The sequence below is a fragment of the Dysgonomonas sp. GY75 genome (genome assembly GCF_015234155.1).
Taxonomy (GTDB): domain Bacteria; phylum Bacteroidota; class Bacteroidia; order Bacteroidales; family Dysgonomonadaceae; genus Dysgonomonas; species Dysgonomonas gadei.
Map to the genome: position 1 here is coordinate 666,000 of NZ_JADCLQ010000012.1, position 25,586 is coordinate 691,585.

23 protein-coding genes and 1 pseudogene are annotated in these 25,586 nt (G+C 36.2%); 16 read left to right on the forward strand and 8 right to left on the reverse strand.

The genetic code is table 11. From position 1 onward, the window contains the following. Window positions 1-48: 48 nt before the first annotated feature. The 4 genes from IR083_RS08315 (at window position 49) to IR083_RS08330 (ending at window position 5,295) form a co-directional block, all read left to right on the forward strand. Window positions 49-1,443, forward strand: coding sequence for a DUF4270 domain-containing protein (locus IR083_RS08315; protein ID WP_194223933.1), 1,395 nt, complete (start codon window positions 49-51; stop codon window positions 1,441-1,443). 29 nt (window positions 1,444-1,472) lie between these two features. Then, the gene (locus tag IR083_RS08320) at window positions 1,473-1,853 is read left to right on the forward strand and encodes a hypothetical protein (protein WP_006798768.1); all 381 of its coding nucleotides are present in this window, start codon (window positions 1,473-1,475) and stop codon (window positions 1,851-1,853) included. A 324-nt stretch (window positions 1,854-2,177) separates the two neighbouring features. Continuing rightward, window positions 2,178-4,466, forward strand: a complete 2,289-nt coding sequence (locus IR083_RS08325) for a TonB-dependent receptor (protein WP_194223934.1) — start codon at window positions 2,178-2,180, stop codon at window positions 4,464-4,466. A 181-nt stretch (window positions 4,467-4,647) separates the two neighbouring features. After that, the gene (locus IR083_RS08330; RefSeq protein WP_006798770.1) at window positions 4,648-5,295 is read left to right on the forward strand and encodes a LysE family translocator; all 648 of its coding nucleotides are present in this window, start codon (window positions 4,648-4,650) and stop codon (window positions 5,293-5,295) included. On the opposite strand, the gene IR083_RS08335 is transcribed toward IR083_RS08330, so the two are convergent. Next, the gene (locus tag IR083_RS08335) at window positions 5,292-6,677 is read right to left on the reverse strand and encodes a DUF6056 family protein (RefSeq protein WP_194223935.1); all 1,386 of its coding nucleotides are present in this window, start codon (window positions 6,675-6,677) and stop codon (window positions 5,292-5,294) included. The two genes, IR083_RS08330 and IR083_RS08335, sit on opposite strands and share 4 nt — an antisense overlap. Window positions 6,678-7,584: 907 nt before the next feature. Here IR083_RS08335 and IR083_RS08340 point away from each other — a divergent pair. The 11 genes and pseudogenes from IR083_RS08340 (at window position 7,585) to IR083_RS08390 (ending at window position 17,230) form a co-directional block, all read left to right on the forward strand. After that, window positions 7,585-8,802, forward strand: a complete 1,218-nt coding sequence (locus IR083_RS08340; RefSeq protein ID WP_194223936.1) for a site-specific integrase — start codon at window positions 7,585-7,587, stop codon at window positions 8,800-8,802. A 279-nt stretch (window positions 8,803-9,081) separates the two neighbouring features. Next, entirely contained in the window at window positions 9,082-10,038 is a 957-nt protein-coding gene (locus IR083_RS08345; protein WP_194223937.1) for a GNAT family N-acetyltransferase, read from the forward strand. 3 nt (window positions 10,039-10,041) lie between these two features. Next, the gene (locus tag IR083_RS08350) at window positions 10,042-10,452 is read left to right on the forward strand and encodes a DUF2000 domain-containing protein (protein ID WP_194223938.1); all 411 of its coding nucleotides are present in this window, start codon (window positions 10,042-10,044) and stop codon (window positions 10,450-10,452) included. A gap of 152 nt (window positions 10,453-10,604) precedes the next feature. Further along, a pseudogene (locus IR083_RS24990) lies at window positions 10,605-10,799 on the forward strand (cupin domain-containing protein); the annotation flags it as partial. Window positions 10,800-11,203: 404 nt separating this feature from the next. Further along, window positions 11,204-11,578 (forward strand): RteC domain-containing protein, encoded by a 375-nt coding sequence (locus tag IR083_RS08360; protein WP_194223939.1) that lies wholly within the window; start codon window positions 11,204-11,206, stop codon window positions 11,576-11,578. 157 nt (window positions 11,579-11,735) lie between these two features. After that, entirely contained in the window at window positions 11,736-12,071 is a 336-nt protein-coding gene (locus tag IR083_RS08365; RefSeq protein ID WP_194224036.1) for a helix-turn-helix domain-containing protein, read from the forward strand. A gap of 304 nt (window positions 12,072-12,375) precedes the next feature. Beyond that, window positions 12,376-12,963, forward strand: a complete 588-nt coding sequence (locus IR083_RS08370; RefSeq protein ID WP_194223940.1) for a BfmA/BtgA family mobilization protein — start codon at window positions 12,376-12,378, stop codon at window positions 12,961-12,963. Between the two features lie 11 nt (window positions 12,964-12,974). Then, window positions 12,975-13,751, forward strand: coding sequence for a DUF5712 family protein (locus IR083_RS08375; RefSeq protein WP_242052388.1), 777 nt, complete (start codon window positions 12,975-12,977; stop codon window positions 13,749-13,751). A gap of 202 nt (window positions 13,752-13,953) precedes the next feature. Next, entirely contained in the window at window positions 13,954-14,994 is a 1,041-nt protein-coding gene (locus IR083_RS08380) for a nucleoid-associated protein (protein ID WP_194223941.1), read from the forward strand. Window positions 14,995-14,996: 2 nt separating this feature from the next. Continuing rightward, a complete protein-coding gene (locus tag IR083_RS08385) occupies window positions 14,997-16,187 on the forward strand; it encodes a hypothetical protein (RefSeq protein WP_194223942.1) in 1,191 nt (396 codons plus the stop codon). Further along, window positions 16,187-17,230: a nucleoid-associated protein gene (locus IR083_RS08390; RefSeq protein ID WP_194223943.1), complete on the forward strand. Its 1,044-nt coding sequence runs from the start codon at window positions 16,187-16,189 to the stop codon at window positions 17,228-17,230. The genes IR083_RS08385 and IR083_RS08390 overlap by 1 nt, the downstream gene beginning before the upstream one ends. A gap of 46 nt (window positions 17,231-17,276) precedes the next feature. Here IR083_RS08390 and IR083_RS08395 read toward each other — a convergent pair whose 3' ends face one another. The 5 genes from IR083_RS08395 to IR083_RS08415 all read right to left on the reverse strand — a co-directional run bounded on the left by IR083_RS08395 (window position 17,277) and on the right by IR083_RS08415 (window position 20,919). Further along, complete coding sequence (locus IR083_RS08395) at window positions 17,277-18,401, reverse strand: MBL fold metallo-hydrolase (RefSeq protein WP_194223944.1); 1,125 nt, start codon at window positions 18,399-18,401, stop codon at window positions 17,277-17,279. After that, the gene (locus IR083_RS08400; protein WP_194223945.1) at window positions 18,392-18,952 is read right to left on the reverse strand and encodes a hypothetical protein; all 561 of its coding nucleotides are present in this window, start codon (window positions 18,950-18,952) and stop codon (window positions 18,392-18,394) included. Before IR083_RS08400 ends, IR083_RS08395 begins: the two co-directional genes overlap by 10 nt. Before the next feature lie 3 nt (window positions 18,953-18,955). Continuing rightward, window positions 18,956-19,630 (reverse strand): hypothetical protein, encoded by a 675-nt coding sequence (locus tag IR083_RS08405; protein ID WP_194223946.1) that lies wholly within the window; start codon window positions 19,628-19,630, stop codon window positions 18,956-18,958. A gap of 498 nt (window positions 19,631-20,128) precedes the next feature. Beyond that, entirely contained in the window at window positions 20,129-20,566 is a 438-nt protein-coding gene (locus IR083_RS08410) for a HigA family addiction module antitoxin (RefSeq protein WP_194223947.1), read from the reverse strand. Window positions 20,567-20,724: 158 nt separating this feature from the next. Further along, entirely contained in the window at window positions 20,725-20,919 is a 195-nt protein-coding gene (locus IR083_RS08415) for a hypothetical protein (protein ID WP_194223948.1), read from the reverse strand. 493 nt (window positions 20,920-21,412) lie between these two features. On the opposite strand from IR083_RS08415, the gene IR083_RS08420 reads away from it, so the two are divergent. Further along, window positions 21,413-22,393, forward strand: a complete 981-nt coding sequence (locus IR083_RS08420) for a Gfo/Idh/MocA family protein (protein ID WP_194223949.1) — start codon at window positions 21,413-21,415, stop codon at window positions 22,391-22,393. Between the two features lie 11 nt (window positions 22,394-22,404). On the opposite strand, the gene IR083_RS08425 is transcribed toward IR083_RS08420, so the two are convergent. Together IR083_RS08425 and IR083_RS08430 are read right to left on the reverse strand one after the other, a co-directional pair. Beyond that, window positions 22,405-23,586, reverse strand: a complete 1,182-nt coding sequence (locus tag IR083_RS08425; RefSeq protein WP_194223950.1) for an MFS transporter — start codon at window positions 23,584-23,586, stop codon at window positions 22,405-22,407. A 12-nt stretch (window positions 23,587-23,598) separates the two neighbouring features. Then, on the reverse strand, window positions 23,599-25,476 hold the full coding sequence (locus IR083_RS08430) for an ABC-F family ATP-binding cassette domain-containing protein (RefSeq protein WP_194223951.1): 1,878 nt from the start codon (window positions 25,474-25,476) through the stop codon (window positions 23,599-23,601). Window positions 25,477-25,586 lie beyond the last annotated feature (110 nt).

A 25,586-nucleotide genomic window follows, 5' to 3' on the forward strand; every position in this document is an offset into this window, starting at 1 on the left:
CATTTTTTTGGATATTTGAACCCCAAATTGAATTTAACAATAGTTTGAATGAAAATTAAAACATTATTGATTCTGGCAATCACTCTTTCCACGCTAACATTTGTGGCTTGTGATGATGACCTGACCTCCCTTGGTAGCAGTATACAACCCGGCGGTGACGATATATTCGTAGGATCCGATACACTTAGCCTTACAGCTGTAACCCGTTCGTTTAACGATTCAGTATATGCGCGTACCGTATATGGCTTACTAGGAGAATATACTGATCCTATCTTCGGAAAAATAAAATCCGATTACTTATGTGAGTTCTACTGTGCAGAAAATTCTGCATTTGCAGACCCGTACAAGAAGGGAATAACCATTGATTCGGTCAGACTTAATACAGAGTTTACATATTTTACAGGAGACACCGTATCGCCTATGGGATTATCAGTATACGAAGTCACAAAACCACTGAAGGCATTTTTCTTCACAAGTGTAAATCCTGAGAATTATTGCGATATGCAAAAGTTGCTGGGACAAAGTATTTTCTCTATACAGGATGTTCCCGACACTATCATCAGCAGTACCAGAATCAGAACTATTTCAACCAATCTCAATTTGGAACTGGGGCAGCGTTTTTATAACGAATGGAAAGATTCCGACGGCGCCACTTTCAAAAACTCCAATACCCTGAAAGAATTCTTTAAAGGTGTATATGTAACCACTAATTTCGGTTCGGGCAGTATTATTAATGTAGATTATACAGAGTTTGACATCCATTATACATATCAGATTAAGAACGTGGCAAATACAGCCGACTCTGCCGTAGCTGGTATATTCAGGCTTCCGGTTACACCTGAGGTTATACAGATGAATCATGTTAAGAATTCACCTCCGGCTGGTATGATCACAGAGGGACCTGCAGAAAAGACGTATATGAATACCCCTGCGGGACTATACACTGAAGTGACCATTCCATTAGATGCTATAGTAAATGCAGCAGTAGCAGGCGCAGGTAAAGATGCGGTTATCAACGCTGCAAACTTTAAAATGCTCGGAAATACAGAAGAGGAAGCTAAATCGGGCCTGAGCAGGCCGTCGGACATCCTGTTTATAAATAAAGACTCACTCCCGAATTTCTTCTATAACAGAAAATTGCACGATGCTCAAACCAGTTTTGTGACGACCCGTTCCACCACCAACAATTCATATGACTTCGGAAACCTGGCAAGTGTAATCAATCACTATGCTAAATATTATAAGGAGAAGGGGGTATCGCCTCTCCCTGACTTGAAATATCTCGTTATTCCGGTAACAGCTACATATACGCAAACCACGAACTCGAGCGGATATACAGTGAATGTGATAACGGATCTATACAATCAGATGTTCCCTACATCGGCCATCTTAAGAACCGAGCCGAAGGATATGAAAATGTCTATTATATACAGTAAATACTGATAGTACAAAACAGATAACAGAATATAACCGTGTCTGCAAAACAGATAAGAAATACAGCTAAAGTACTGCTCTTATTATATATAGGATACTTTAGCTGTGTTTCTTATTTTATACATACACATATCTACAACGGGGTAGTATATGTCCATTCCCACCCCTACAATAAGTTTGCAAAAGATGCAGACGACAACCAAACACCGCCTTTTGAAACCCATCACCATACATCGGCGGGTTTCTTTACTTTCAATCAGTTATCAAATCTTGCTTCGTTCGAAGCATTGGAGAATAATAATATAGGCGAAATAATCCAGCCTGTACAAATTGTTGCGTATGAACAACTCTCTCCACAAATAGTTACAACTCCTGTTGTAGCTTACTTCAGTCTCAGGGCACCACCCCGGTTATCTTAATCTTTAATAATAATATTTCTGCGATTCAGGAAATATAATTCAGGATTGATACGACTCCGTATTCAATCCCAATCCCATATAAACATATATTCGGTTTGCCTTTGATAAAACTCCGGGACAGATCTAAATAAAGGTGTAAACAATGAACTGTTTGCCCCTGATTTATAACATAAGGCTACAGAGCTATTTATTACACTGTTTTGCACAGGCTGAATAAGTAGTTAGCTTAAAAAATGTATTATCAATACTTTCCATCACTTATATCGACAATCTGTTACGGCATTTTATTCATGCTTCCGGGTTATCGACTCTAAATAATTCAATATGAAAAAGATTATACTCTTATCATTCTATATATTTTGTGTTATCGGGCTCTTAGCTCAGCAAACAAGCAGATCATCTCTCAAAGGCCATGTACTGGACGGGCAGACAGATGAACATTTACCAGGTGTAACAATCTCAATAGAAGGCACCCAAATGACTACGGTAACAGACGAATCGGGACATTTTGCCTTAGAAAATATTCCGGCAGGAACGTACATCATAGTGACACAATACATTGGATATTCATCTCTGAAGCAAGAAGTCACAATAGAGAGGAACACTACCAAAAACGTTTCCCTTTATATAGAACCCGAAAACCAGTTGCTCGGCGAAGTAATGGTTACAGCTTCTGCCCGGAGTCTCAACAGGCAAATGTCTCCTATAGTTGTAAACCAGCTGACAGCCAAGACATTTGAGGCTACCAATTCCAATTCTCTTTCGCAAGGGCTGAACTATATGCCGGGACTGAGAGTAGAAACAAACTGTCAGAATTGCGGAACACAGGAAGTACGGATTAACGGACTGGAGGGACAATATTCTCAGATGTTAATCGACGGACAACCTGTATTCAGCTCATTATCTACAATGTACGGGTTGGAACAATTACCAGCCAATATGATAGAGCAAGTTGAAGTTGTACGCGGAGGAGGATCTGTGCTATATGGAGCTAATGCGATCGGCGGAGTTATCAATATTATAACAAAAGAGCCTGAAAAGAACTCATATCAGGCTAAATATAATATGTCGCTCATAGATGGAAAATCGGTGGATAATATCCTCTCTCTCAATTCATCTTTCGTAGATCGCTCCAAAAAATCAGGTATATCACTGTTTGCGAATATGCGCAACCGCAATCCTTGGGACGCTAATGGAGACGGTTTTTCGGAAATAGGAAAGAACAGGGCTTCATCTATCGGTTTCCGCTCCTTCTCCAAACCCAATTTACATGATAAGTTTACACTGGAGTATCATTATATTTCTGAATATCGTCGTGGTGGAGACAATATGAGCCGTCCGCCACATGAAGCGCTGATTGCCGAAACAACTGATTACAGGATACATTCGGGTAGTGCCGGATACTCTCATCTGAGCGAAGACAACAAAAAGAAGTTAACAGTCAACCTTTCGGCTCAAAAGACAGGCAGAGATAGTTATTATGGTGGTGGATACGATCCCGATGGTTATGGAAACACTTCAGAACTGGCACTAACAGGAACTGTCCGTTATGAAATAAATATGGATAAATTTCTTTTCATGCCAGCTAAGTTCACAGCCGGATTCACTCAAGAATATACAAACCTTCACGATACCATACATAGCCGCAATGTGAAGCAAATAAAAAATATAAGCAGTCTGTACGTTCAGAATGAATGGAGAGACGACAACCTGACTTTTATTGTCGGGCTGCGGGGAGATAAACACAATAAACTGGACAATATCAATATCATCCCCAGAAGCAGTATCCGCTACCGCATTGGAGAAAACACCAATTTGAGAGCAGCGTATTCGATGGGGTACCGTGCCCCGGAGATTATTGCATCGGATCTGGATATACCTGTTATAGGTGGTAGCGCAACGATTACCCAATTGGGGGAGAACCTGAAAAGGGAATATTCGAACTCCGTAAATGGGGGTATAGATTTCAGCCTTTACAACGAAAAGATATATTCCTATTTCCTTCTGGAAGGGTTCTATACCAAAATAAACAGGGTATTCATTGTTGAAGAGACCGGAACAGACGCTGCGGGAAATACAATAATGACCCGACGAAACGGCGATGGGGCATATGTATACGGATTGAATCTGGAAACAACTATACAACCAATAAACTGGCTCGAACTGCAAGGAGGCTTCACCTGGCAGAAGAGCCGGTATACAGAGCCAGTAAGCTGGTCGAGCGAAGAATATGTAGCACCCGTAAAAAAAATGCTGCGTTCACCCGATACATACGGATTCCTTTCTGCAATAGCAACCCCGAAAAAGAGCTATGCCGTATCCCTGTCAGGAGTATATACTGGCTCTATGCTGACACCTCACTTTGCCGGAGCAGAGGGTGTAACAAGGGATGAGACAGTAAAAACAAAGAGCTTCTTTGATACGACCATCAAATTATCATACTTCTTCAATATCAATTCAACAAATAAAATAGAGATTAACGGAGGTATACAGAATATGTTCAACCAGATACAGAAAGATTATGACAAAGGGCCAAACAGGGACTCGGAATATATCTACGGGCCGTCACTTCCCCGGACTTTCTTTATTGGCCTGAAAATTAGTTCCATATAGTTAAGTAAAGCAAGCCGTTAGATTAAAAATGCTTAACGGCTTGCCTGCTTTTAGCCATTTATGTGATATTTTCTAAGATTTTGATACTATCTTTGCACTATAGCGCAGTCAGGTCAGCGGGAACTTTAGCTTTTCGTACATTACTTTACAAAGGTGAAACGGCTGTTATAAAAGGTAGTTAATGGTATATATCATTATAAAAGGTTTGTTTATCGGATTCTTATCTTCAGCTCCTATGGGACCTGTGGGTATGCTTTGCATACAGCGCACCCTGAATGAAGGCAGGAAAAACGGTCTAATAACCGGTATAGGCGCTGTGGTAGGCGATATGCTGATAGCATTGTTGGCCATCGTTGCCGCTCTCGGATTGGGCTTCAGTACGGAATTTATTCAACAGCACGAAGGCCCGCTCAAAGTCGTAGGGAGTATTATCCTCATTGTTTTCGGATATATTGTATTTAACAAAAACCCGTCGAAAAGCCTCACAAAATTAAAAGAGAAATCGGTTTCTACCTGGACAGTATTCATTTCGTCTCTTATCCTTACCGTTTCCAACATTGCCACTTTATTCCTTTATATAGCACTCTTTGCCCGTTTTAATGTTATTGATGCCGATAAACCATTCGGTTACGACCTGATAACAATACTATTTATCGGAATAGGTGCATTCCTGTGGTGGCTACTGGTTACTTATTTTGTAAATAAGTTGCGCAGCAGATTCAACCCCAGAGGATTACAGATATTTAATAAAATTATAGGTTTGTTACTTATAGGATTGGGTGTTGCAGGTATTGTCACCGGAACACTGATGGGCATAGACATCTTCTAATCGCGTCCTTTCAATCTGATCTTTATTCCATAATGGCGTGTCATTAGCTCTTCCGAAAATGGGTCTTCGCCATGAATATATGTACTACCCTCATATCGTTCAAATTCACAGGAGACAGCACCTTGCCGTTTAGCCTCCTCTATCTTAACCTCCCTTTCTTTCATTATATTTCTGAAGATATTAATATCCTTGGCTGCCAGATAGAATGTAAAGATAAAGCTGATAAATCCTATGACTATAACCGATAAACGTATCTGCCGTAGGAACTTCTGACCAAAATCTATATTGTAATATAAAATTCCTGCCCCGACAATGAGAAAAGTAACAACTCCGAATAATGCCCTGCGTGGGAAAGTAGGTGAAAACAACATCGCATATACCGCGGCTATAGCGGCTATAGAATAGATAATGCTGAGTTTCAATTTATCCTTTCTCTCTCCTACGGGAAAACGATAGTAGAGTATATATATTACCAGACAACTCAAGATTAATGTACCTGAATAAAAGAAGAATGTCAGTGTACAGTTAAATAACCTATAGACAATAACAGACAGGCCAAACGCAGACTCTCCTGCCCTCTCGAAATTACCGGGAGCAAGAATCATAACTGCATAACCAATAATAGCACCCAGCAATCCGGCAATAGCCCAAACCGGTATTTTCCATGTATACGACCTGTAATAGATAAAGAAAAAGACTGCAATAAGAATCATCGCACCTGCTGTATTCTCGTTGGTCCATCCAGCAATAATGCCAAGAAGAAAGAGCCCTGTTGACGCCAGTATCTTACCTGCAATATTTAATTCGTTCCCTTTATAAAAACGGTATGGAAGCAGGAATAAAAGAATGAGAAACGTGCACCAAAGATAATTAGCCGAACCCGTAAGCCATAACACTGCATCTCCAAATACAGGCTGCATAAACCAGATAGCTATGTTTATGAATATGAACAATGATAAACTCCCCTTATTTCGTCCTGTAATATGAAAATAAATAAGGAAGACATAACCGAGATACACCAACGTATTCAATATATCTGCAAAATAAGCTGGTAGCAGCAACAATACCTGCGCTATAAAATGAGCAATACTACGTCCTCCCCACTGATAATAGTGATTGATCTGGGACTGGATAATATCTCCGACAGAGGTAACCCGTACATTTTCCCCATAAATAAAGAGATAGGCAAAATCATCTGATATAAGCGGCGTAAGTATATTCAGAACGAGTAAGACTGAAAAGCATATAGAAACTGTGAGAATCCAAAGGAGTGACCGTTTCAGTTTATTATCGCTTATCCTGTCAATTACACGGTCTGTCTTAACGTACAGACCTTTTACTGAAGTAAGGACACGTTCAAATGTATTTGATTGTATATTCATCTGTTACACGCTATATCTATGCAAAAGTAGTATAAAAAACAAAAGTTACAAGTTTTGTTGCTTGCATCATTCGCACATCGCCAGATCAGGACATTTGCAGAGGATAGATTTACTCTCCAGGGTAAACGCATGAAATATGTGTTTTTATGCAGAAGGTTTATCTATACATTTTTTAGCCGGTAGCCATTAGCTATTGGCTGATAGCTCTTTGAAAAAATGAATTAGCAAATTTGTAAATTAGTATATTAGCAAATGAATTAAAAGGTGTAACCTTTGTTACTTTTTAACAAGTAATGTGAATCAGCAGTTGGATTTTAACGTTCGATTTTATCTAATGCGCCGTCCGGCTTGTATTTGGCTCCGCCGATTTCCGCTTCGCTCCAATTCATTTTGCCTTGATGCAAAACGAAACAAAAAATCAAGGCTGCATCCCCCGGCGACCCAAAACCGCAGCTCCGGTGGGGCAAAATAATACGGAATCATCCATAGCCGGATTATCAGCCGTGTATAGCAACTACCGTATTTTGCCCTACACCTCCGCTTTACGGATTGGGTACCCCGCCTATGGGACGAGGCCGGGATCGCGATGCGGCGACAAGACAGAGGCTCTTCAGGCGTTAGCCCCACGTGCGTCAGCCCTTGCGCATTAGTGACGCAGGCGGGATCACTAGCAAATGATGCAAAAAGAAGTAAAACCTTGATTTTCAGTAGAAAGTCAAGGTTTTTTCTTTTGTCCAAATAGGCAAAAAAGGGCAATTTACGACAGTATATACATGCCTAAATCGTGGTCAAAGACAAGAGACAGAAATCGCCCACGATTATGCGAATTAGTCATTGTTTGTCAGCAATTTACTTCGTGACTACTTGATGGTTTAAACGTAATTTTAACCACAAAAAAAGTAGTAAAATGAAACAAAAATCTTTCCACATTTTGTTCTTTGTAAAAAAGAATAAGATCAAAGCAAACGGAGAAGCCCCTATTGCCTTCCGAATCACTGTAGACAAGCAGTTCTGCGAATTGTATATCAGAAGAAGTGCCCCTGCGGAAAATTGGGATCAGATAAAGGGCAGGCTCAAAACAAAGGATAGAGTTTCCACAGAAATCAATATGTATATTGATACTGTAAGAGCTAAACTTCAAAACATCCATAGACAGCTCGAAGCCGATAACATTGATATAACGGCCAAAGAAATTTGTAATCGCTTTTGTGGTGTTGAAGAGAAACACAAAACTCTCCTAGACGTTTTTGAGGAACATAATAAAGAGATCAAACTATTACAAGGTAAAGGTTATGCTCAAAAGACAATTATCCGCTTCGAGGGGACAGTCCGATATTTGAAGGAGTTCTTAAAGAAAGAGTACAAGAAGTCGGATATCAATTTAAAGGATATTGATCTACCCTTCATTCAGAAGTTCGACACCTTTCTAAAAACAGAAAAGAATTGTGCCCAGAATACAGCTATTACGCGATTGAAGCAAGTAAAGAAGATTATGCGTATCGCTTATTCTAATGACTGGATTCAGAAAGACCCTTTTATGACTTACCGATTCAAGTTTGAGGAAACTAATATCGAGTTCCTAACACAAGAAGAGCTAAACTCCATTATTCAAAAAGATTTCTCTATTGAAAGACTAAGCACAGTCAAGGATATTTTTCTCTTCCAATGCTTCACCGGATTGGCATTTTCGGATATTGAGCAACTAAAGTCTGAACATTTGATAAAGGATAATAACGGCTCATTATGGATTCGCAAGAACAGGCAGAAAACAAATAACATGTGTAATATTCCTTTAATAACAGCAGCAAAGATGCTTATAGATAAATATGCGAACCATCCTGAATGTATTGAAAAAAATGTATTGTTTCCTGTACCCACTAATCAACGCATGAATTCATATTTGAAGGAAATTGCTGATTCGTGCGGAATTACCAAGAAGCTCAGCACGCATGTGGCCCGACATACAGCGGCAACAATTGTATTTTTAGCCAACAAAGTATCATTGGAAAATGTAGCTAAAATACTTAGACACTCAAATGTGAGAACTACACAACACTATGCGAAAGTGTTGGATAGTTCTATTATGAGAGATATTCAAGAGGTAGATAAGAAATTTTCGCTCTAAGTTTCTTTTCTTTCATCTGAACACGAAGATATATCAAGAGAATAATTCAGCAAGGTCACGCTCTACGAGTTTACTCAAAGAATCTTCCTTTTTTCAAAAGCGTATTCTTTGGTAAAACCTTGCTTTTATTATTCTCTTTTTAATTGGATGGTTTATCAGTTGAAAAGAAAAATAATATTCAATCTTTAAAATAAATCCCTCTAATTTTTGCATAAAATAAAATACTACTTAAATTTGCGTAATCAATTACGTATTTAATTACATTGTAAATTATATAGTATGGAATTCTTTGATAAAACGGGTCAAATGGCCATTGGAAGTAGACTTCGGATGCTGACAGATATGATAACCGAAGATGCTTCACAAGTATATCAGCTTTATGGGATGGACTTTAAAGCTAAGTGGTTTCCTGTATTTTTCCTTTTATCGGACGGCAACCCACGCACAATAACTGGAATAGCAGAAGAAATTGGACATTCGCACCCTTCAGTAAGTACAATAATACGAGAAATGTCAGCAAAGGGACTTGTTCAGGAAAGTAAAGATAAAGCTGATGGAAGGCGGAACATGGTAAAGCTATCAAAAGACGGTGAAGCTTATATTGAGCCAATGCATATAACACTTGCAGATGTGGGATCAGCAGTGGAGGCTATTTCGAAACAAGCTAAACATAATCTTTGGAAAGCTATTGAAGAATGGGAATTTCTTCTAACCGAAAAATCTTTATTGAAACGTGTAGAAGAGGAGAGAAAAAACAGAGAAGGGAAGAACGTGCGGATTGTTCAATATGAGTCTATATATTCCGAAGTATTTAAACGTCTGAATGAAGATTGGATTACAACTTACTTTGAAATGGAGGAAGCCGATCATAAAGCATTAGATAATCCTGAAGAATATATTTTAAAGAATGGAGGGTATATTTTTATTGCTTTATACAAAAATGAACCTGTAGGGACGTGTGCTCTACTAAAGATGGATAATGATGATTATGATTTTGAATTGGCAAAAATGGCCGTCAACTCTAAAGTAAGAGGTCTGAATATAGGTTACTTACTTGGACAGGAAGCAATAAGGAAAGCAAAGAACCTAGGAGCAAATAAAATCTATCTGGAAAGCAACACCCTATTAACTCCTGCTATCAAATTATATTCAAAATTAGGTTTTATAAAAGTTCCCGGACATTCAACTCCATATAAACGTTGCAATATCCAAATGGAGCTAAGCTTAAAAGATTGAAATATGTACGATAAAAAAGTCGCTATTGTCATTAAAGAGGGTTTATTACCTTGGCAAAAGCTCAATGTTGTTTCATTCTTGGCAGGAAGTATTGCTATTCAGTTTCCTGAAACACACGGTGAAGATTTCATTACAGCTGATAATGTAAGATTTTTGCCATTCATAAAACATCCTACCTTAATTTATAAAGCAGAGAACAGTGAGAAAATGCAACGCGCTTTTCGTCGCTCCAGAGATCGCGAACTTGCTATTGGTATTTATACTCAACCTCTTTTTGATACACGTTCTGGAGAAGAGAATGTTAAAGAAATAGCTAGCCATACTATTGATGATCTTGATTTGGTTGGCATTATTATTTATGGCGAAAACAAGAAAGTTGATAAAGCATTAGATGGTCTAAAATTTCATGACTAAATACTAAACAAAAAAATCATTTTATGAAAAATATAGTAAAAAAAGATGCTGCTGTGTATAGACAGTTTTTAGGTGTAGATTTCGTTGTACTTTCTATAGGAAAAGATACAATGGTCACAAAAATGCTTTACTAGAACACAGATGCTGTTACTCCACATAAACATCCTAATGAGCAAAGCGGTTATGTTATTTCAGGTAAATACAAATTGAAATTTGAAGGAGATGAATATTTCTTGTCAGAGGGAGATACCTACTCGATTCCTGCAAATATTGAACACTCGTTGCAAATTATAGAAGCAGGAGAGGTTGTAGATGTGTTCTCTCCAATTAGGCAGGATTATTTATAAAGGAGAGGATATTGTCTCTTCCAAACGAATTAGAAAGCGATTATTTATATAAAACTCATTTTGCCCTTCTTGCGAGAAGGGCAGCTTTTTACACACACGGATAATTCAGTATAAAAAGAAAATCAGTCACAACATATAAAATTCACCAATATTTTTTATGCCTATGAATGATTTCGTTAAAACAGAGTTATTCAATCTTCTGATTAATTTCTCTCCGAAAATTACTAACCATGAAATGCAGTTTGCTTATGAAAGCTTTGTAAAAAGAGTATTAATCTTAAATCAATCCGAAACTGACTATTCAATAGTCTTTCGGTCATTGAATCTGACTCGTATAGAGTTCCAATCATTGCAAGCGCAAACTTTACACGAGCAGGGGGAAAAATGCCCTAAAATATCTCTATTTGCAGAAAGCCATTTCTGTTATTGATTCTGAACTTGTATTACTGGAGACAAGATTCACTCATCCTGAACGATTCGTAAAAGAGCAGACCTTTAAATCCGATCTGCATATAATCCCTAAGTCAAAAGACTTGGGGATTGTCGCATTAGCAGAGATTGTCGAAAGCCTCTATCTAAGTCAGGAAGTATTGAACAATGAAGGTAAGCCAGCAAGTAAAAGTCAGATTGGCAATAAATTCGAACTGATCTTCAATATTTCTTTTGGCGACATCTCAGATAAGACCAGTGAAATATATAAGCGAAAACCATTCAACCGAACGAAAGCTCTTGATTTCCTTCGCAATATGATAATGCGTAAGGATAAAGAAATAAGATGAAAAATAATGAATTTATAACATATTGTAGATAAACATATTATAGATTATTGTTAGAGGGGTAGTTAACTATCCCTCTATTTTTATGTCTCCAATTGTCTGTCCTTTGCTTTACCAATCGATTGGAATTAATCAATTATTAATTTCAAAACAAAGAATTATGTATTTAGACAATGAAGATTTTCTATCATGGATGGAGAAGCTATCTAAAAAGCTTGCAATTATAGGCAGTGACCTAAAAGCAATGATGGCTACAGGAGAAGCTTTTAACAATGAAGATAAGCTATTGGATAATCAAGATCTCGCCTTTCTTCTCAAAGTGAGTTATCGGACTTTGCAACGTTATCGAGATAGTGGACAACTTCGATATTTCTCAGTTAGGCGAAAGACCTTCTATCGTATGGCTGATGTCAAAGATTTTATTCAATCCTATGCCTCAAAGAAAGAGATTGTGATGTTCAATAAGGGCATAGAAGATGGTAAAACCTTGAAATGATTCTGCATTTACTGATCTAAGCAGAATGAAGCAAAAGGGTGAGGGCAGTGTTTAGTTCATCACCCACCTTAAAGGCTCCGCATTTAGCAGAAACACCCTCGCTCAACCGCTTCGGATTGTTTAGCTAAATTGAGCAAGAGGGAACTGGACTAACGTCCTGTTCTCCTCTTGCCCTTCGGGGTAAAGCCTTCGGCTTTAGTGCTTTATTAAAAAGCACTGTTATAACACTTGCTATAACTGGGATTGATACTCAGCTCTAATTAAGCAAGTTAGATATATGAATAACTATAAAATAGTTATAACTATGACAAAACAGAGTAGAAATATTGTCTTTACAACAATAGCTATAGACAAAGAAACAGATAGAATTATAGAAAAACTTTGTAAACGTTATTCACTGAAAAAAGGAGAAATTACAAAACTAGCTTTTCTGTATATAGATAAGGCAAATATCAATCCAAGCGAAGCACCTGAATCGACAAAATCAGAACTAAGGAAGATGAATAAACGGCAAGATGATATTATTCGTTTTATCCGACACTATGAAGAAGAACAACTTAACCCAATGATACGGACTAGTAATTCAATAGCTAGTAGATTTGATAAGATAGTAAAGTCAATGGAAGATATTATTCTCACCCATCTTAAAGCCAATCAGGAAGGGCAGAACAATCTGCTAAGGATGTTAAGTGAGAAATTTACAGGGCATGCAGATGCAATCAATAATCAGGGTAAACAGCTATCGGCAATTTACAAGAATCAGCAAAAGGATAATAAGAAATTACTTCAATTAATCAGCCTGTATTCAGAACTAGCCACAGCTGGACTAATGGATGGGAAACGAAAAGAAAACATAAAAGCCGAAATAACCAATCTCATAAATGAGCAATAACACTTACACAAATGAATATAGATTTCCCGCCACCATCGAAAGGCACATACAATAATGCAGGAAGTTGTAAACGGCTAGCCCAATATTTGGAGCACGAAGATTTAGAACGGATAGAAAAAGGAATTTATATGGAAGGTTTTTTCAATCTGATAGAAGAGAATCTATATAAATCGCAAGTCGTAAAAGACATCGATAATAACAAAGCTCAACTACTTAAAATAGATGCTAAGTTTTATGCCATCCATATCAGTCCATCAGCAAAGGAATTGCAAGCAATGGGAACAACAGAGCAGGAACAAGCAGAAGCTATGAGAAGATATGTTCGGGAAGTCTTTATACCTGAATACGCTAATAACTTCAACAAAGGGCTATCAGCAGAAGATATTAAGTTTTATGGAAAGATACATTTCGACAGAGGCAGATCGGAGAACAACAAAAATAATATGCATTGTCATATCATTGTCAGTAGAAAAGACCAATCGAATAAAATAAAGCTATCTCCACTTACGAATCACAAGAACACAAAGAAAGGAACTGTTAAGGGTGGTTTTGATAGAACGAATCTTTTTCAGCAGGCAGAAAAGGGCTTTGATAAGCTATTCAATTATAACCGAGCATTATTTGAATCTTTTGAATACCATAATACTATGAAGAACAGAGGTATATCAGAGCAAATAGGCTTACAGGAAAAGATTGATATACAGATAAGTATGATGGAGGATTTGAAGCATGACATCAAGAGAGAGCAAGAAGTGGAAAAGAAACAAAGTCGAAGATTGAGAAACTAATATTTTTTTTAAGAATAAAATGAATTACAATTTGTAGGATTAGCTATATTCTGAAATATAATTATAATTCCCTAAAAATAGCGAAGAACTCAGCAGAAATATATTATAAAATATAGCATATTACAATGCTTATAAATTGAAATTCAATATATTTGTTTTTTGTTTGTTAAACAATATAAAAAATCAATTTAGACTTGGTACTATGGCAAAAACACTAAAAGAAATTGGTCATAACATAGAATTAAGAGGCTTTGTTATTCATCAGGTTATTAAAGATGCAGGAGATAGGCATACTGTTTTAAAAGAGGCAAAAAGTTTAATCCCCACGACCAATAAAGAAAGACAGTTTGTCGGGCGAATAAATAAAGCCTATAACCAAAAATCAGGACCTACATATGGAATATTCGGAGATGAGGATACAACATTCAAAGAATTATTAAAAAAATATCGCTCTGATAATGATTTTTTATCTTTTTCAGAAATTGCTTCAAGGCATTATAAATCAAAAATTGCTTCGTCTGCTCCTGCAACAGGAGGCTTTATTATATTTTCTCATTATTTAAATACAGATACTAATCACGAGTTTATTTTTGTTTTAACAATTAACAACAAAGATGGCTACGTTGTTAGTGAATCAGACTTAACCATAAAAGATATAAAGAATTTAGATTTAAGTAAAGTTGATGTTGCCTGCCTTATTAATATCACGAAATGGGAAGCTATTGAATCTGGAGCAAATAAGGACGGAAAGACATATCTGTCTTTTATTAAAGGGAATAAAGGTGTAACTTTCTATTTTATGTCTTTTATAGACTGTGCTGACAAGACTACAAGTACAGAATCAACAAAACGTTTGATATATGCAATTGATAGTTTCTGCAAGGAAAAAGAATATGAGAGAAAAGATATAATAAAAAAGAAAGATGAAATTTTTAGTTATTGTTCAGATTGTATAAAAAATAAAAAGGAAATATCTTTGATCACAATATCTGCACTTATTAATGCAAATGAACCTAGTGAGTTTGCTGAATTTGCCTCAGATGAAAAATATGAAGTTAGTCCCATAATAAGTGGAGATCCTGCTAAGTTGAAAAATATCAAGTATGTTCATTACAAAGATGACAATATAACAATTGCATTTGATAATATGCTTCTAGGTAAAAATATTATTTATGATCCACAAAAGAAACATCTAACATTTAAGGATCTCCCATCTGGTTTAATTAATGAACTGGAGAGGTAGCAATGTTATCAAGAATTCGAGATATTGTAAAAGGTTCGAAAAGTGTCGTAGATCTAAATTCTGGGACTATATTTTGTAATAACTATTCTATATCAGATATAGACTGTCTCTCTTTTTTAGATAAGCAAGGTTGTTTTGAAAACACAATATATGTAGATGAATTAACTACTGGTCATACAATAAGTTTAGAAATATCATTGCACCATCTTGCAACACTTGGATTTTATCATTCATTTGAATTCTTTATACTTAAAAACAAATATGATTACCCAAGTCAAGACTTTTTTATTCTTGATCTAAATTATTTCAGCTCAGGAAGGCATGATTATATTGATAAATATAAGACTATATTAGATTTGATTAATGCGTTCGATAATGTAGCTAGACATACATATAGTGAAGCGGGGATCAAAAACACTATTGTCTTTAGAGAGGATAAATCTATATTCATCCCTTTTGTCTTTGATTTCTATAACATAGAACAAGTAAACGTTGAGGATATAGTAAAAATTAAATCTATAATACATGTTTTTGAGGCTAATGATGATAAGAAAAAGTTTTTATTTATCAATGAGCTGATTGACTATCTTGCACCAATAAAAGAAAAAGATAGATTTACCTGTTTACTTTCTAATATTTATGAATATTATGAGATATGTAACAATGCCTATCTTTTTTATTTGAGAGACTTTTCATATAACAAATTAAAAATTGAAGTGGATTCAAAAGCTTTGGAATACACACAAAAAATTCAGTCTATAATAAATGAAGCCCAGACTAAATTAATAGCGATTCCTACGGTTTTTGTTCTTGCATGTGCTACTTTTGATTATACTAATGATTTAATAACAACAAAGAATATAGCAACTATTACTAGTTTATTTATTTTTGCAATTATAATCCAACAATTTTTAAATAATCAGAAAAGCTCTCTCAGTTTCATTAAAGATAATATAGCTTCATACAAAGACACTTTTAGGAATAATAACATTGAGAAGATATCAAGTAAGTTCAGCTTAGTAGAAGAAGAATTGAAGAAACAAAAAAAAAGACTACTGGTTGTCGAAATAATTCTTTGGTTAATACCAATATCGTTGTTAATCCTTTGGCTCTTCTTAATTGGCTTTAGTCTATTTTCTTACTTATTAACAGGGAGTACCTTAGTTTTCATTCTGCTTAAAACCATTTTATAATGATTGATTTTTCCACATCTGAAATATCTCAACTTATAATTCATAGTGTAGGGAATAAAACCAATGATGATATTTGTAAGTTCTCAAAGTCATCTATTGAGCCAAGTAATGAAATAAAGAGTTTATTATTACATTATTTCGTTACCCCGTTTAAATCAGAAGAATATTATAATTTATACCATGAAACTGATTTATCTTTAAATGAAATATATTCCTTTGTTTCTGAAATATTTCAAACTCCAACATCGTTTTTTAGCCAATCAATTAATATAGCTAAACATTTATATGAAAGAAGTATACATCCTAAAATAAAAAATGGAGAATTTTATATAGTACATTTTGGAAATTGTAGAATTAATAATGAAAAGACCAATGCTATTGGTTTTTTTAAGTCTGAAAATAAAGATACTTTTTTGAAAGTGTTTTCTTCTGGCAGCAATTTTGAAATAGAAAGTGAAAAAGGAATCAATATTAACAAGTTAGATAAAGGTTGTATTATTTTTAATATCGAAAAAGATACAGGTTATCTCGTTACTATTGTTGATAATATTAATAAAGGTGTCGAAGCAAAGTATTGGACTGATGACTTTCTTCGAGTTAAACCCAGACTGGATGAATACCATGATACACAGCAAGTTATTTTATTGTTGAAGAATTATATAAATAAAGAATTACCAAATGAATTTGAAGTATCTAAGGTTGACCAAGCTCTATTCTTAAACAAGGGTATTAATGCTTTAAAGAATAATGAAAGCTTTAATATCAAAGAGTTTACAGAAGAAGTTTTTTCTGATCCTAATGTTATTCAAAGTTTCGGGAAATATAAAGATTCTTATATTCAAGAAAGAGATATTATACTTAAGGAGTCATTTGTAATATCTGAACAAGCCTTAAAGAAAAAAGCAAAAGGGAAAATGTCTACTATCAAATTAGATAAAAATTTTGATATCAAAATTCATGGAGGGGAAGAATTTATTGAGCAAGGATTTGATCAAGAAAAAGAATTGAATTTTTATAAATTATACTACAGAGAGGAGAATTAAAAGATCCTATATGATAATGTAAATATTAAAACAATATGCTATTTTTTTATAGTTTAGCTGTAGTTTCTCTTGAAATCTGTTCTGCACTACCTAGAAGAGCTGTCTCCCATATAGCATCTGTATCATGAATATTTATTTTGCATTGAACAATACCCGATTCAAATTTCACTTCTTGTACTGTACTATTAAACTGATTAATCATTTTAGTTATCTTGTGATCCCTCTTCTTGGGAGATCTAGAAGTTCCGTACAAGGATGTGATATAAAGGTAGTTTGTGTGATTTAGAATGCATCCAAGCATCTCTTTGTCTGGTATTTTTTTTGCACCTTTGCTAAAAGGAGTTAGGAAACATATTGAATTCGGTTCTAACAATTGCTCCCATATTCTTGGATGATATGCGGTTGATGAACCATGGTGAGGAACTTTGAATAAAGATGATTTGGTAGACCCTATGCATTGGCTTTTTTCTAAAATACAGAGCCATCCTTTTTGATTATTGGAACAAACTTCCAAATCTGAACCTAAGAGCACTTTCTTGTCATTTACTTCAATAAGCAATACAACACTTTTATCATTCGGAGATTGTATAACTATTTTTCTATCTGGATTTCCATATTCTGTTATTAAAGTAGAAATTTCATGGTCAAATTCGGTTAATACAAAATCAGAAGGAGAAAGCGAATATACTTTTGATTCAATACTATCATTTTTAAAACTTATAAGTATTTTATCTTGACAAGCTCTCGTAATTGTTGATTTTCTCTCTTTTAGTATATCGAAACATTTTGCAATTTCGGAAGTTGATGATGCACTTGCCTCTGTTTTTGCTTTATTGTAATCTAATTGTATGAGTTGGAGAAATTTTTTTCTATCGGTGCTAGGAGCCATACAAAAATTTGAAGACTTACATGAGGTCAATAAATCAGAGATCCCTAATATGTGGTCATCATGCCAATGTGTACAGATAATAAGCTTAACATCTTTAGACACATCAACACCCCTTGAATCTAAAAATTCAAGAGGTAAATTGTTTTTAGTCACTGGATTAATACAAGAATCTACAACAATCCAATTATTATCTCCCAAGTGGATAACAATACTCTCTCCATACCCACCCCCTGTACCAATTAAAGACAATTCAAATTTATCACAGTCAAGATTTAATCCCATATAAGATTTTGGTTTAAATCATCAGCTTTATCCATTATAGAATCAAATTCATCAACTGGAATAACGCTTCTTTTAAAACGCAAAAGAGATTGTTTAGATATTTGTCCTTTAGTTGTAGCATATCCAATACTCCAATAGAACAAAGCGCCTTTTTTTAACAAATTTCGATCACCTTCTGATACATCTTTAAAATTAAAAGTTGCAATCTCATAGGTTGTCGGATTTTTTTTATCAATCAGTTTAGCACTAAATTCATCATTAAAAATCTCAATGATATGACCAATCCAATTTTGTGAACTAGTTATATAGTCATTACTAATGCTCTCTAGTTTATCTATTTTTTTGAAAATTTCAAAAAATTCCTTTGTCCTTTCTTCTTTTTCATTTACTTCAAGCAAGGTTTTAGAAGTGTTTATATTATCTTTCTTAAGATTATTCAATCTAGTTTGTAAATCGTCTATTATAATCTGATATTTTGAACCTAAAGAATTACAGTTAGACAATTCTTTATCTATTATCCAATGATTTTTTATATTGGTTTTAGTTTCCATATCCTAATTAAATATTTTTTTCAACAAATCTTCAACTATTTTTCTTGAATAAGAAAAAGAGACTTCCCAATTATCATTCAATAAGGCTATACTGGGTTCTGCATCTTTTGCCCCTATTAGGTCATAATGATTATTTATATTTATAGAAACACCAAAAGAATTTCGTTGATCCGAAGATGGAGTTATTCTTATTCGACGTGAAGCATTAAAATTCTTATCTTTGTTTTCCTTTTCTTTTTCAAATATCTCTAATTGCAATAATCTTGGATCATTTAAATTGTCTGTCCAAAAATCGAGAGGAGTCAATTTACTTCCGAATAGAAAATAATCCTCTGGTGATTTTAGAGATAAATCATAAACATTATTTATACCTAAGGCTCTTATTGGTGTTTCTCTTAATATTTTATAAATTCCAGTCATTAAGTCTCTCATTGGCTCAAAATAAGGCTCTTTTAAAGTTGTAAAGGAGCATCTATCCCTTGTAACTTCAAACTGTAACCAATCGCCAATCTCATACCTTGTTATTTCATTATGAATGACATCAACCTTAGCTGCGGTTGCTTCATCTTCTCGGATGAGCCCTTTCGCTGATAACCAAGATGGCTGGAAGATCATCGGATTAAAATCACCTACAAATATAACCACAATGGTTTCTACACGTAAATATTTATCAAGCATGTAGTATAAATTATAATGTATATTATAAACAAAGAAAGACATCTTTTGTTTATGAATGCATCTTGCTACATTTATATTATGTATATTCTTAATTTTATTCCTCAAATATACAGAATGAAAATTCTAAAACAAAGAGGAAGATGTTTAAAAACAATAATTTCTAATTTTAATTATATTTGAAATGACAGATACGTTATCTCATTCTTTGCCAATCTTTATATTTTAGATTGGCTTTAATTAAATACTCAGTTATTTCTTCAAAATAGAAGTGCATCTTTGCAAAAAGAATTATGAATTTGACATTTACCATATAACTTAAAGAGGTAAAGCCCTCTTAAGATCACTTTTAAAGCGAAATGAAAACCGAATGAAAGAAGAAAAATGCAATCTAGTTAATGCGGTTTATTAGACGACTGTAATCCGCAAGCTTCTTTAAAACGTCAACTTGCATATCCCTTTCTTTCATAGCGAGATATGTAATAGTTATTATTTAGAATTTTATTTGGTTGATAGACTATAATATCGGGTAATCTCCTCGATCTCATCTTTACTCCCCCTTTCAAAAACACGTTTAACAACAGCATCTTTGTATTTTCCCCAATTGATTTTGCTAAAATCAACATCCCAAAATAAAGACTTGCGAATGCGAGGAGCTTCTGTATAAAGATTTGCTAACTCTTTATCCTTACACAATTTTATGTCGTAATGAGTTTGTAGAATAGCAAAAAAGCCTTCCTCAAACCCTAATGCGTGATCTATTTTAAGAGCCTGCTCAGTAGTCAAGTTACGCCGACCTGCTATAATCGCATTTATGGTTTGAAAAGGAATAGCAGTTTCCTCAGCCAACGAACGTTGAGTAAGCTTCTTTTTCTTCAACTCCCTTTCAATAAACTTCCCGGGATGAATACCTTTTATTACTTCTATAAGATTATTCATAAATATCATTTCTTACAAATATAAACATATCTGTTTATATTTGGTTTGTTATATCAGAAAAATTAATACCTTTACAACACCACCACAAGAAGTTGTGAAGTAAGCAGAAAAATAGTGAAATACTATCGTAGCCAAAGTCAAGGACTACTTTTTAGACATCATGCAAACTGGCTTCTATAGCCGAGTTGAAGATATAGCTCCCCTCCCAGCGGGGCACCCACACGGTGCAGACGGCGTAGAAAGGGACTGGGCGATAGCCCGTTTGTCACTTTCAGCCGGCAAATCGGTTGTGGGTCGCCGAGGAACGGAGCGCTAGCCTTTTGGTTCGTTTTGGGCAATGTCAAAATGAACATTCTGGCGGAACGAAGTGCAGCAGAAAAACGAACGTTTCTATCCTATAATAATCACTTCAACTACTGATTGGCATAAGTAGTAAGTTTTAAGTACTAAGTTGAAAGTTATATGAGATACGAGTAGACAAGACACGAGATACAAGTTGTTAACTACTAACTGTTGACTGTTAACTGACAAGATAATTCTTCATTAATTCCTGTTACCTTTGTTACCTTTTAACTAAATATAGTTAACGGATGCAAAAATGGCAAGATAAGAACAATGAAAATTCTGTCAGATGTGTCAGATTTTAACACTATATGGTTAATAAATATAAATTAAGCGAATAGTTATAACCTACAATTTTTCGTTCGTTTGCCATAATTTACTTTCAGATAAAGAAATATATATCCGGAATATTTCTTAAATTAGTACTCTATACTTTCAATGAAAAACTAAAAACAGAGATAAATAAATCCTCTGTTACATAGGATGAAGAAAAACCAAATAATTATGGATAAAATAAAATGGGGTATAATTGGCGCAGGAGACGTATGTGAAAAGAAAAGTGGCCCAGCCTTTTACAAAATCGAACATTCTGAACTTGTTGCCGTAATGCGCCGAGATGAGGCCAAAATAAAAGATTTTGCTGCCCGTCATGGTGTAGGTAAATACTATACGGATGCAGAGCAGTTAATAAATGACCCTGATGTGAATATGATATATGTAGCCACCCCGCCGGCATCACATAAGGAATACGCTATCAAAGCACTGAAGGCAGGAAAACCTGTTTACGTGGAAAAACCGATGGCTATGAGCTATACCGAATGTATGGAAATGGTGGGCGCTGCTAAAAATGCGAAACAGAATCTATTCGTTGCTTATTATCGCCGGGCCCTACCTTATTTTCTGAAAGTGAAAGAATTGATAGACAATAACAAAATAGGAAAAATCCTGACTGCCGAGATAAAATATTTCCGGCCGGCCAGTGGGTCCGATATGGATACCGGGATTCAAACATGGCGTGTGAACAGAGAGATTGCAGGAGACGGCTATTTCTTCGATCTGGCTCCGCATACACTTGACATACTCGATTTTCTGTTGGGAGAGATAGAAGAAGCGAAAGGATATACACAGAATCTCGGAGGCCATTATTCCGTTTCGGATACTATATCGGCGATTATTCAGTTCAAATCGGGAGTCACAGGCACAGGGCAATGGTGCTTCGTTTCATCCGAACAAGCCCGGCAGGATACAATCATTATCAATGGAACTGAAGGATATATCCGCTTCAATACATTCGACTTCCGCCCTATTTGCCTGACTACGGCAAAAGGAACCGAACTCTTCGAGACGAAGCATCCCGAACATATCCAACAGCCGCTTATTCAAACCATTGTTAATGAATTGCGAGGTACAGGAACTTGTCCCTCTACAGGAGTATCAGGCGCAAGAACGTCCAGAGTGATGGATATGATAACAAAGAAGATATAAAAGGAAGATATTTATCTTAACCGGTTTCTTTCGAACACAACCCTCGAACATGTCCAGTATATAAGAACACTGAATAGGCAAAGCCCGGAAGCAACGAGATACAAAGTTTCGAATGAAAAGAAGCCTGTAATATATCCGCCTAATAACATACCTATTGCCAGCCCCAGGTCGAACCCGATAAGATACGTAGAGTTGGCTGTTCCCCGCTGACTGTTTTCGGCAAGATTAATATACAGCGTTTGTAAAGCCGGAAACATCATTCCGAAACCGATGCCGATAAACAACCCCGATATACAGAATGCATAAATATTGTGTATAGTGGCAAAAGCGAAGAATGCAATAGCCACAATGGCCATTGCCGACACATTTACCTCATGTATCTTACCCCTGTCTACGAGCTTGCCTGCGAATACACGCGATGTGATGATACCACCCGCCCAGAAGAGAAAGAAGATACCGGCATTGAATATGCCTATCTGTTTCCCATATTGGGCTACAAAAGGGCCTATTGTGCCCCAGGCAAAACACGGCAGCAACTGATTGAGAAATATAGGCCAGCCTTTCAGCAGGAAGAAACGGTCCATAGAAAGCTTTTGAGACTGCTCTACCTTAGGTCTTTCAGGCGCTTTAATCATCGCTGTGGCCACAATACCCAATGTTCCCATAGCAATGGCACACCAAAGTAATATCTGAAAACCCCAGTTATTGTATATATGTATTGCGACGAAAGGCCCTATAGCCATTGCCACATTCATAAAAGTACCATAATAGCCTATACCTTCGGCCCGGCGTTCGGTTGGTACTACGTCTATCGCCAGTGTACTGGACGACACAGTGGAAAGTCCCCATGTAATACCGTGCAGAAAACGCACAAGGATGCACAACATGACTGTCGTAGCCCAGAAGTAACCGAAAAAGATAAGGACATAACAAGAAAAGGCTACCAGAAGAACTTTCTTCCGGGAATACAAATCAACGATATAACCGGAAAATGGACGAACAAACATAAGGGCAATAGCATACGATGCCAATACGATCCCCGTTTTAGACTGTGCAACTCCCATCTGCTCTGTTATGTAAAGAGGAATGGAAGGCATCAGTAAATTGAATGAACAGGCCATCAGGAAGTTTGCAAGGCAAACATTCAGATAGCTTAACGACCACAGTTTCGGTTTCGCAATTTGAATTTCCATAACACATTAACGTTAGAGGAGGTCACTAAGTTCCATCCAGCGCATTGTTTTTTCATCTATTTCATCAATCAATTCGCTGATACGATTCGATTTGGATAGCAATTCGTCAGTGGAAAGAGTACCGCTCGACAACTCATTTTCGAGCTTTTCTTTCTCCTCCTCCAGTTTCGGAATCAAGACATCGAGTTCTTCAAATTCCCGCTTCTCCTTGAACGATAGCTTCTTCTTATCATCATTTTTTGGTGATGCGATCTGAGGTTTATCTTCTTTTGGTTTTGCAGCCTGCTCTTTTTCCTTCTCAATGGCTTCCTGTATCTCTTTCCACTCCCTGTATTCGGTATAATTACCCGGGAAGTCTTTTATCTTTGCGTTCCCCTGAAAAGCAAGCAGGTGGTCTACCACTTTATCCATAAAATAACGGTCATGCGAAACCACTATCACGCAACCTTTAAACTGTTGGAGGTATTCTTCCAATATATTGAGCGTAACGATATCCAAATCATTGGTAGGCTCGTCCAACACCAGAAAGTTAGGGTTGGTTATCAGTACCGTACACAGATACAAACGACGTTTCTCTCCTCCCGATAGTTTATATACAAAATTATGTTGCTTTTCGGGCGGAAACAGAAAGTGTTGCAGGAATTGCGATGCATTCAGACGGTTACCATTACCTAAATCGATAAGCTCAGCTATATTTTGTATCACGTCCAGCACTTTCATTTGGTCATCAAACTTTAGTCCGTCCTGGCTGTAATAACCGAATTTCACGGTCTCGCCGATATCGAAGTTTCCCTTATCCGGAGCAACTTCTCCCATCAGCATTTTTATAAAAGTGGATTTTCCCGTTCCATTATTGCCGACAATTCCCAGTTTTTCGTAACGGGCAAATATATAATTGAAATCCTCTACAATCTTAATATCGCCAAAAGCCTTATATACATGCTGTGCCTCAAATATCTTATTGCCAATATAAGAGCCTTTCATTTGCAGCTGTACATTGCCGGCATCACGCACCTGTTGCGCTTTTTTCTCCAGGTCGTAAAATGCATCGATACGCGATTTAGCCTTTGTTCCCCGTGCCTGCGGCTGTCGGCGCATCCATTCCAGTTCCTTACGCATAAGGTTATTGGCACGGTCTATTTCCGAATTCTGCGCACTGATCCGTTCATCCCTTTTTTCGAGATAATAGGAATAATTTCCTTTATACTGGTAAAGTTGTTGCTGGTCTATCTCTATAATCTCGTTGCAAACCCGATCGAGGAAATAACGGTCATGCGTAACCATCAACAAGCTGAGTCGCGAACGTTGAAGATATTCCTCCAGCCATTCCACCATATCCAGATCAAGGTGGTTGGTAGGCTCATCCAGAATAATCAGGTCAGGTTCGGTAATCAGCACATTGGCAAGAGCTACGCGCTTGAGCTGTCCTCCTGATAATTCGGAAATTTTCTGTTCGAAATCTGTTATTTTGAGCTGCGCCAGAATTTGCTTTGCCCTATGCTCATAATCCCATGCCTGCAGCACATCCATCTTTTGGAGGATATTATCCAGATTAGAGTGATCTTTTGAATTTATTACTTTTTCGTATTCCGCAATCAGGTCTGTTACCTCATTTCCGGAATTAAAACAGGCCTGCAAAACTGTCAGATTTTCGGGATATACAGGGTCTTGTTCGAGATAAGATACCCGTATATCACGCCGAAAGACAACCGCACCATTATCATAAGATTCCTTACCTGTAAGTATATTAAGTAAGGTAGTTTTGCCCGAACCATTTTTTGCAATAAGCCCGATACGCTCACCCTCTGCAATACCGAAGGATATTTCGCGAAACAGAACCAAGTCTCCAAAACTTTTAGTGAGTCCGTCTACCTGTAAAATAGATGCCATATGAATAATTTTGTGCAAAGGTAAGCAAAAAGAGAGAGTTTACAGTTTTTATCTCGGGGATAGTGATCATGCATTTATCGGGGAAAAGTTTATCTATATGATGCCGATAG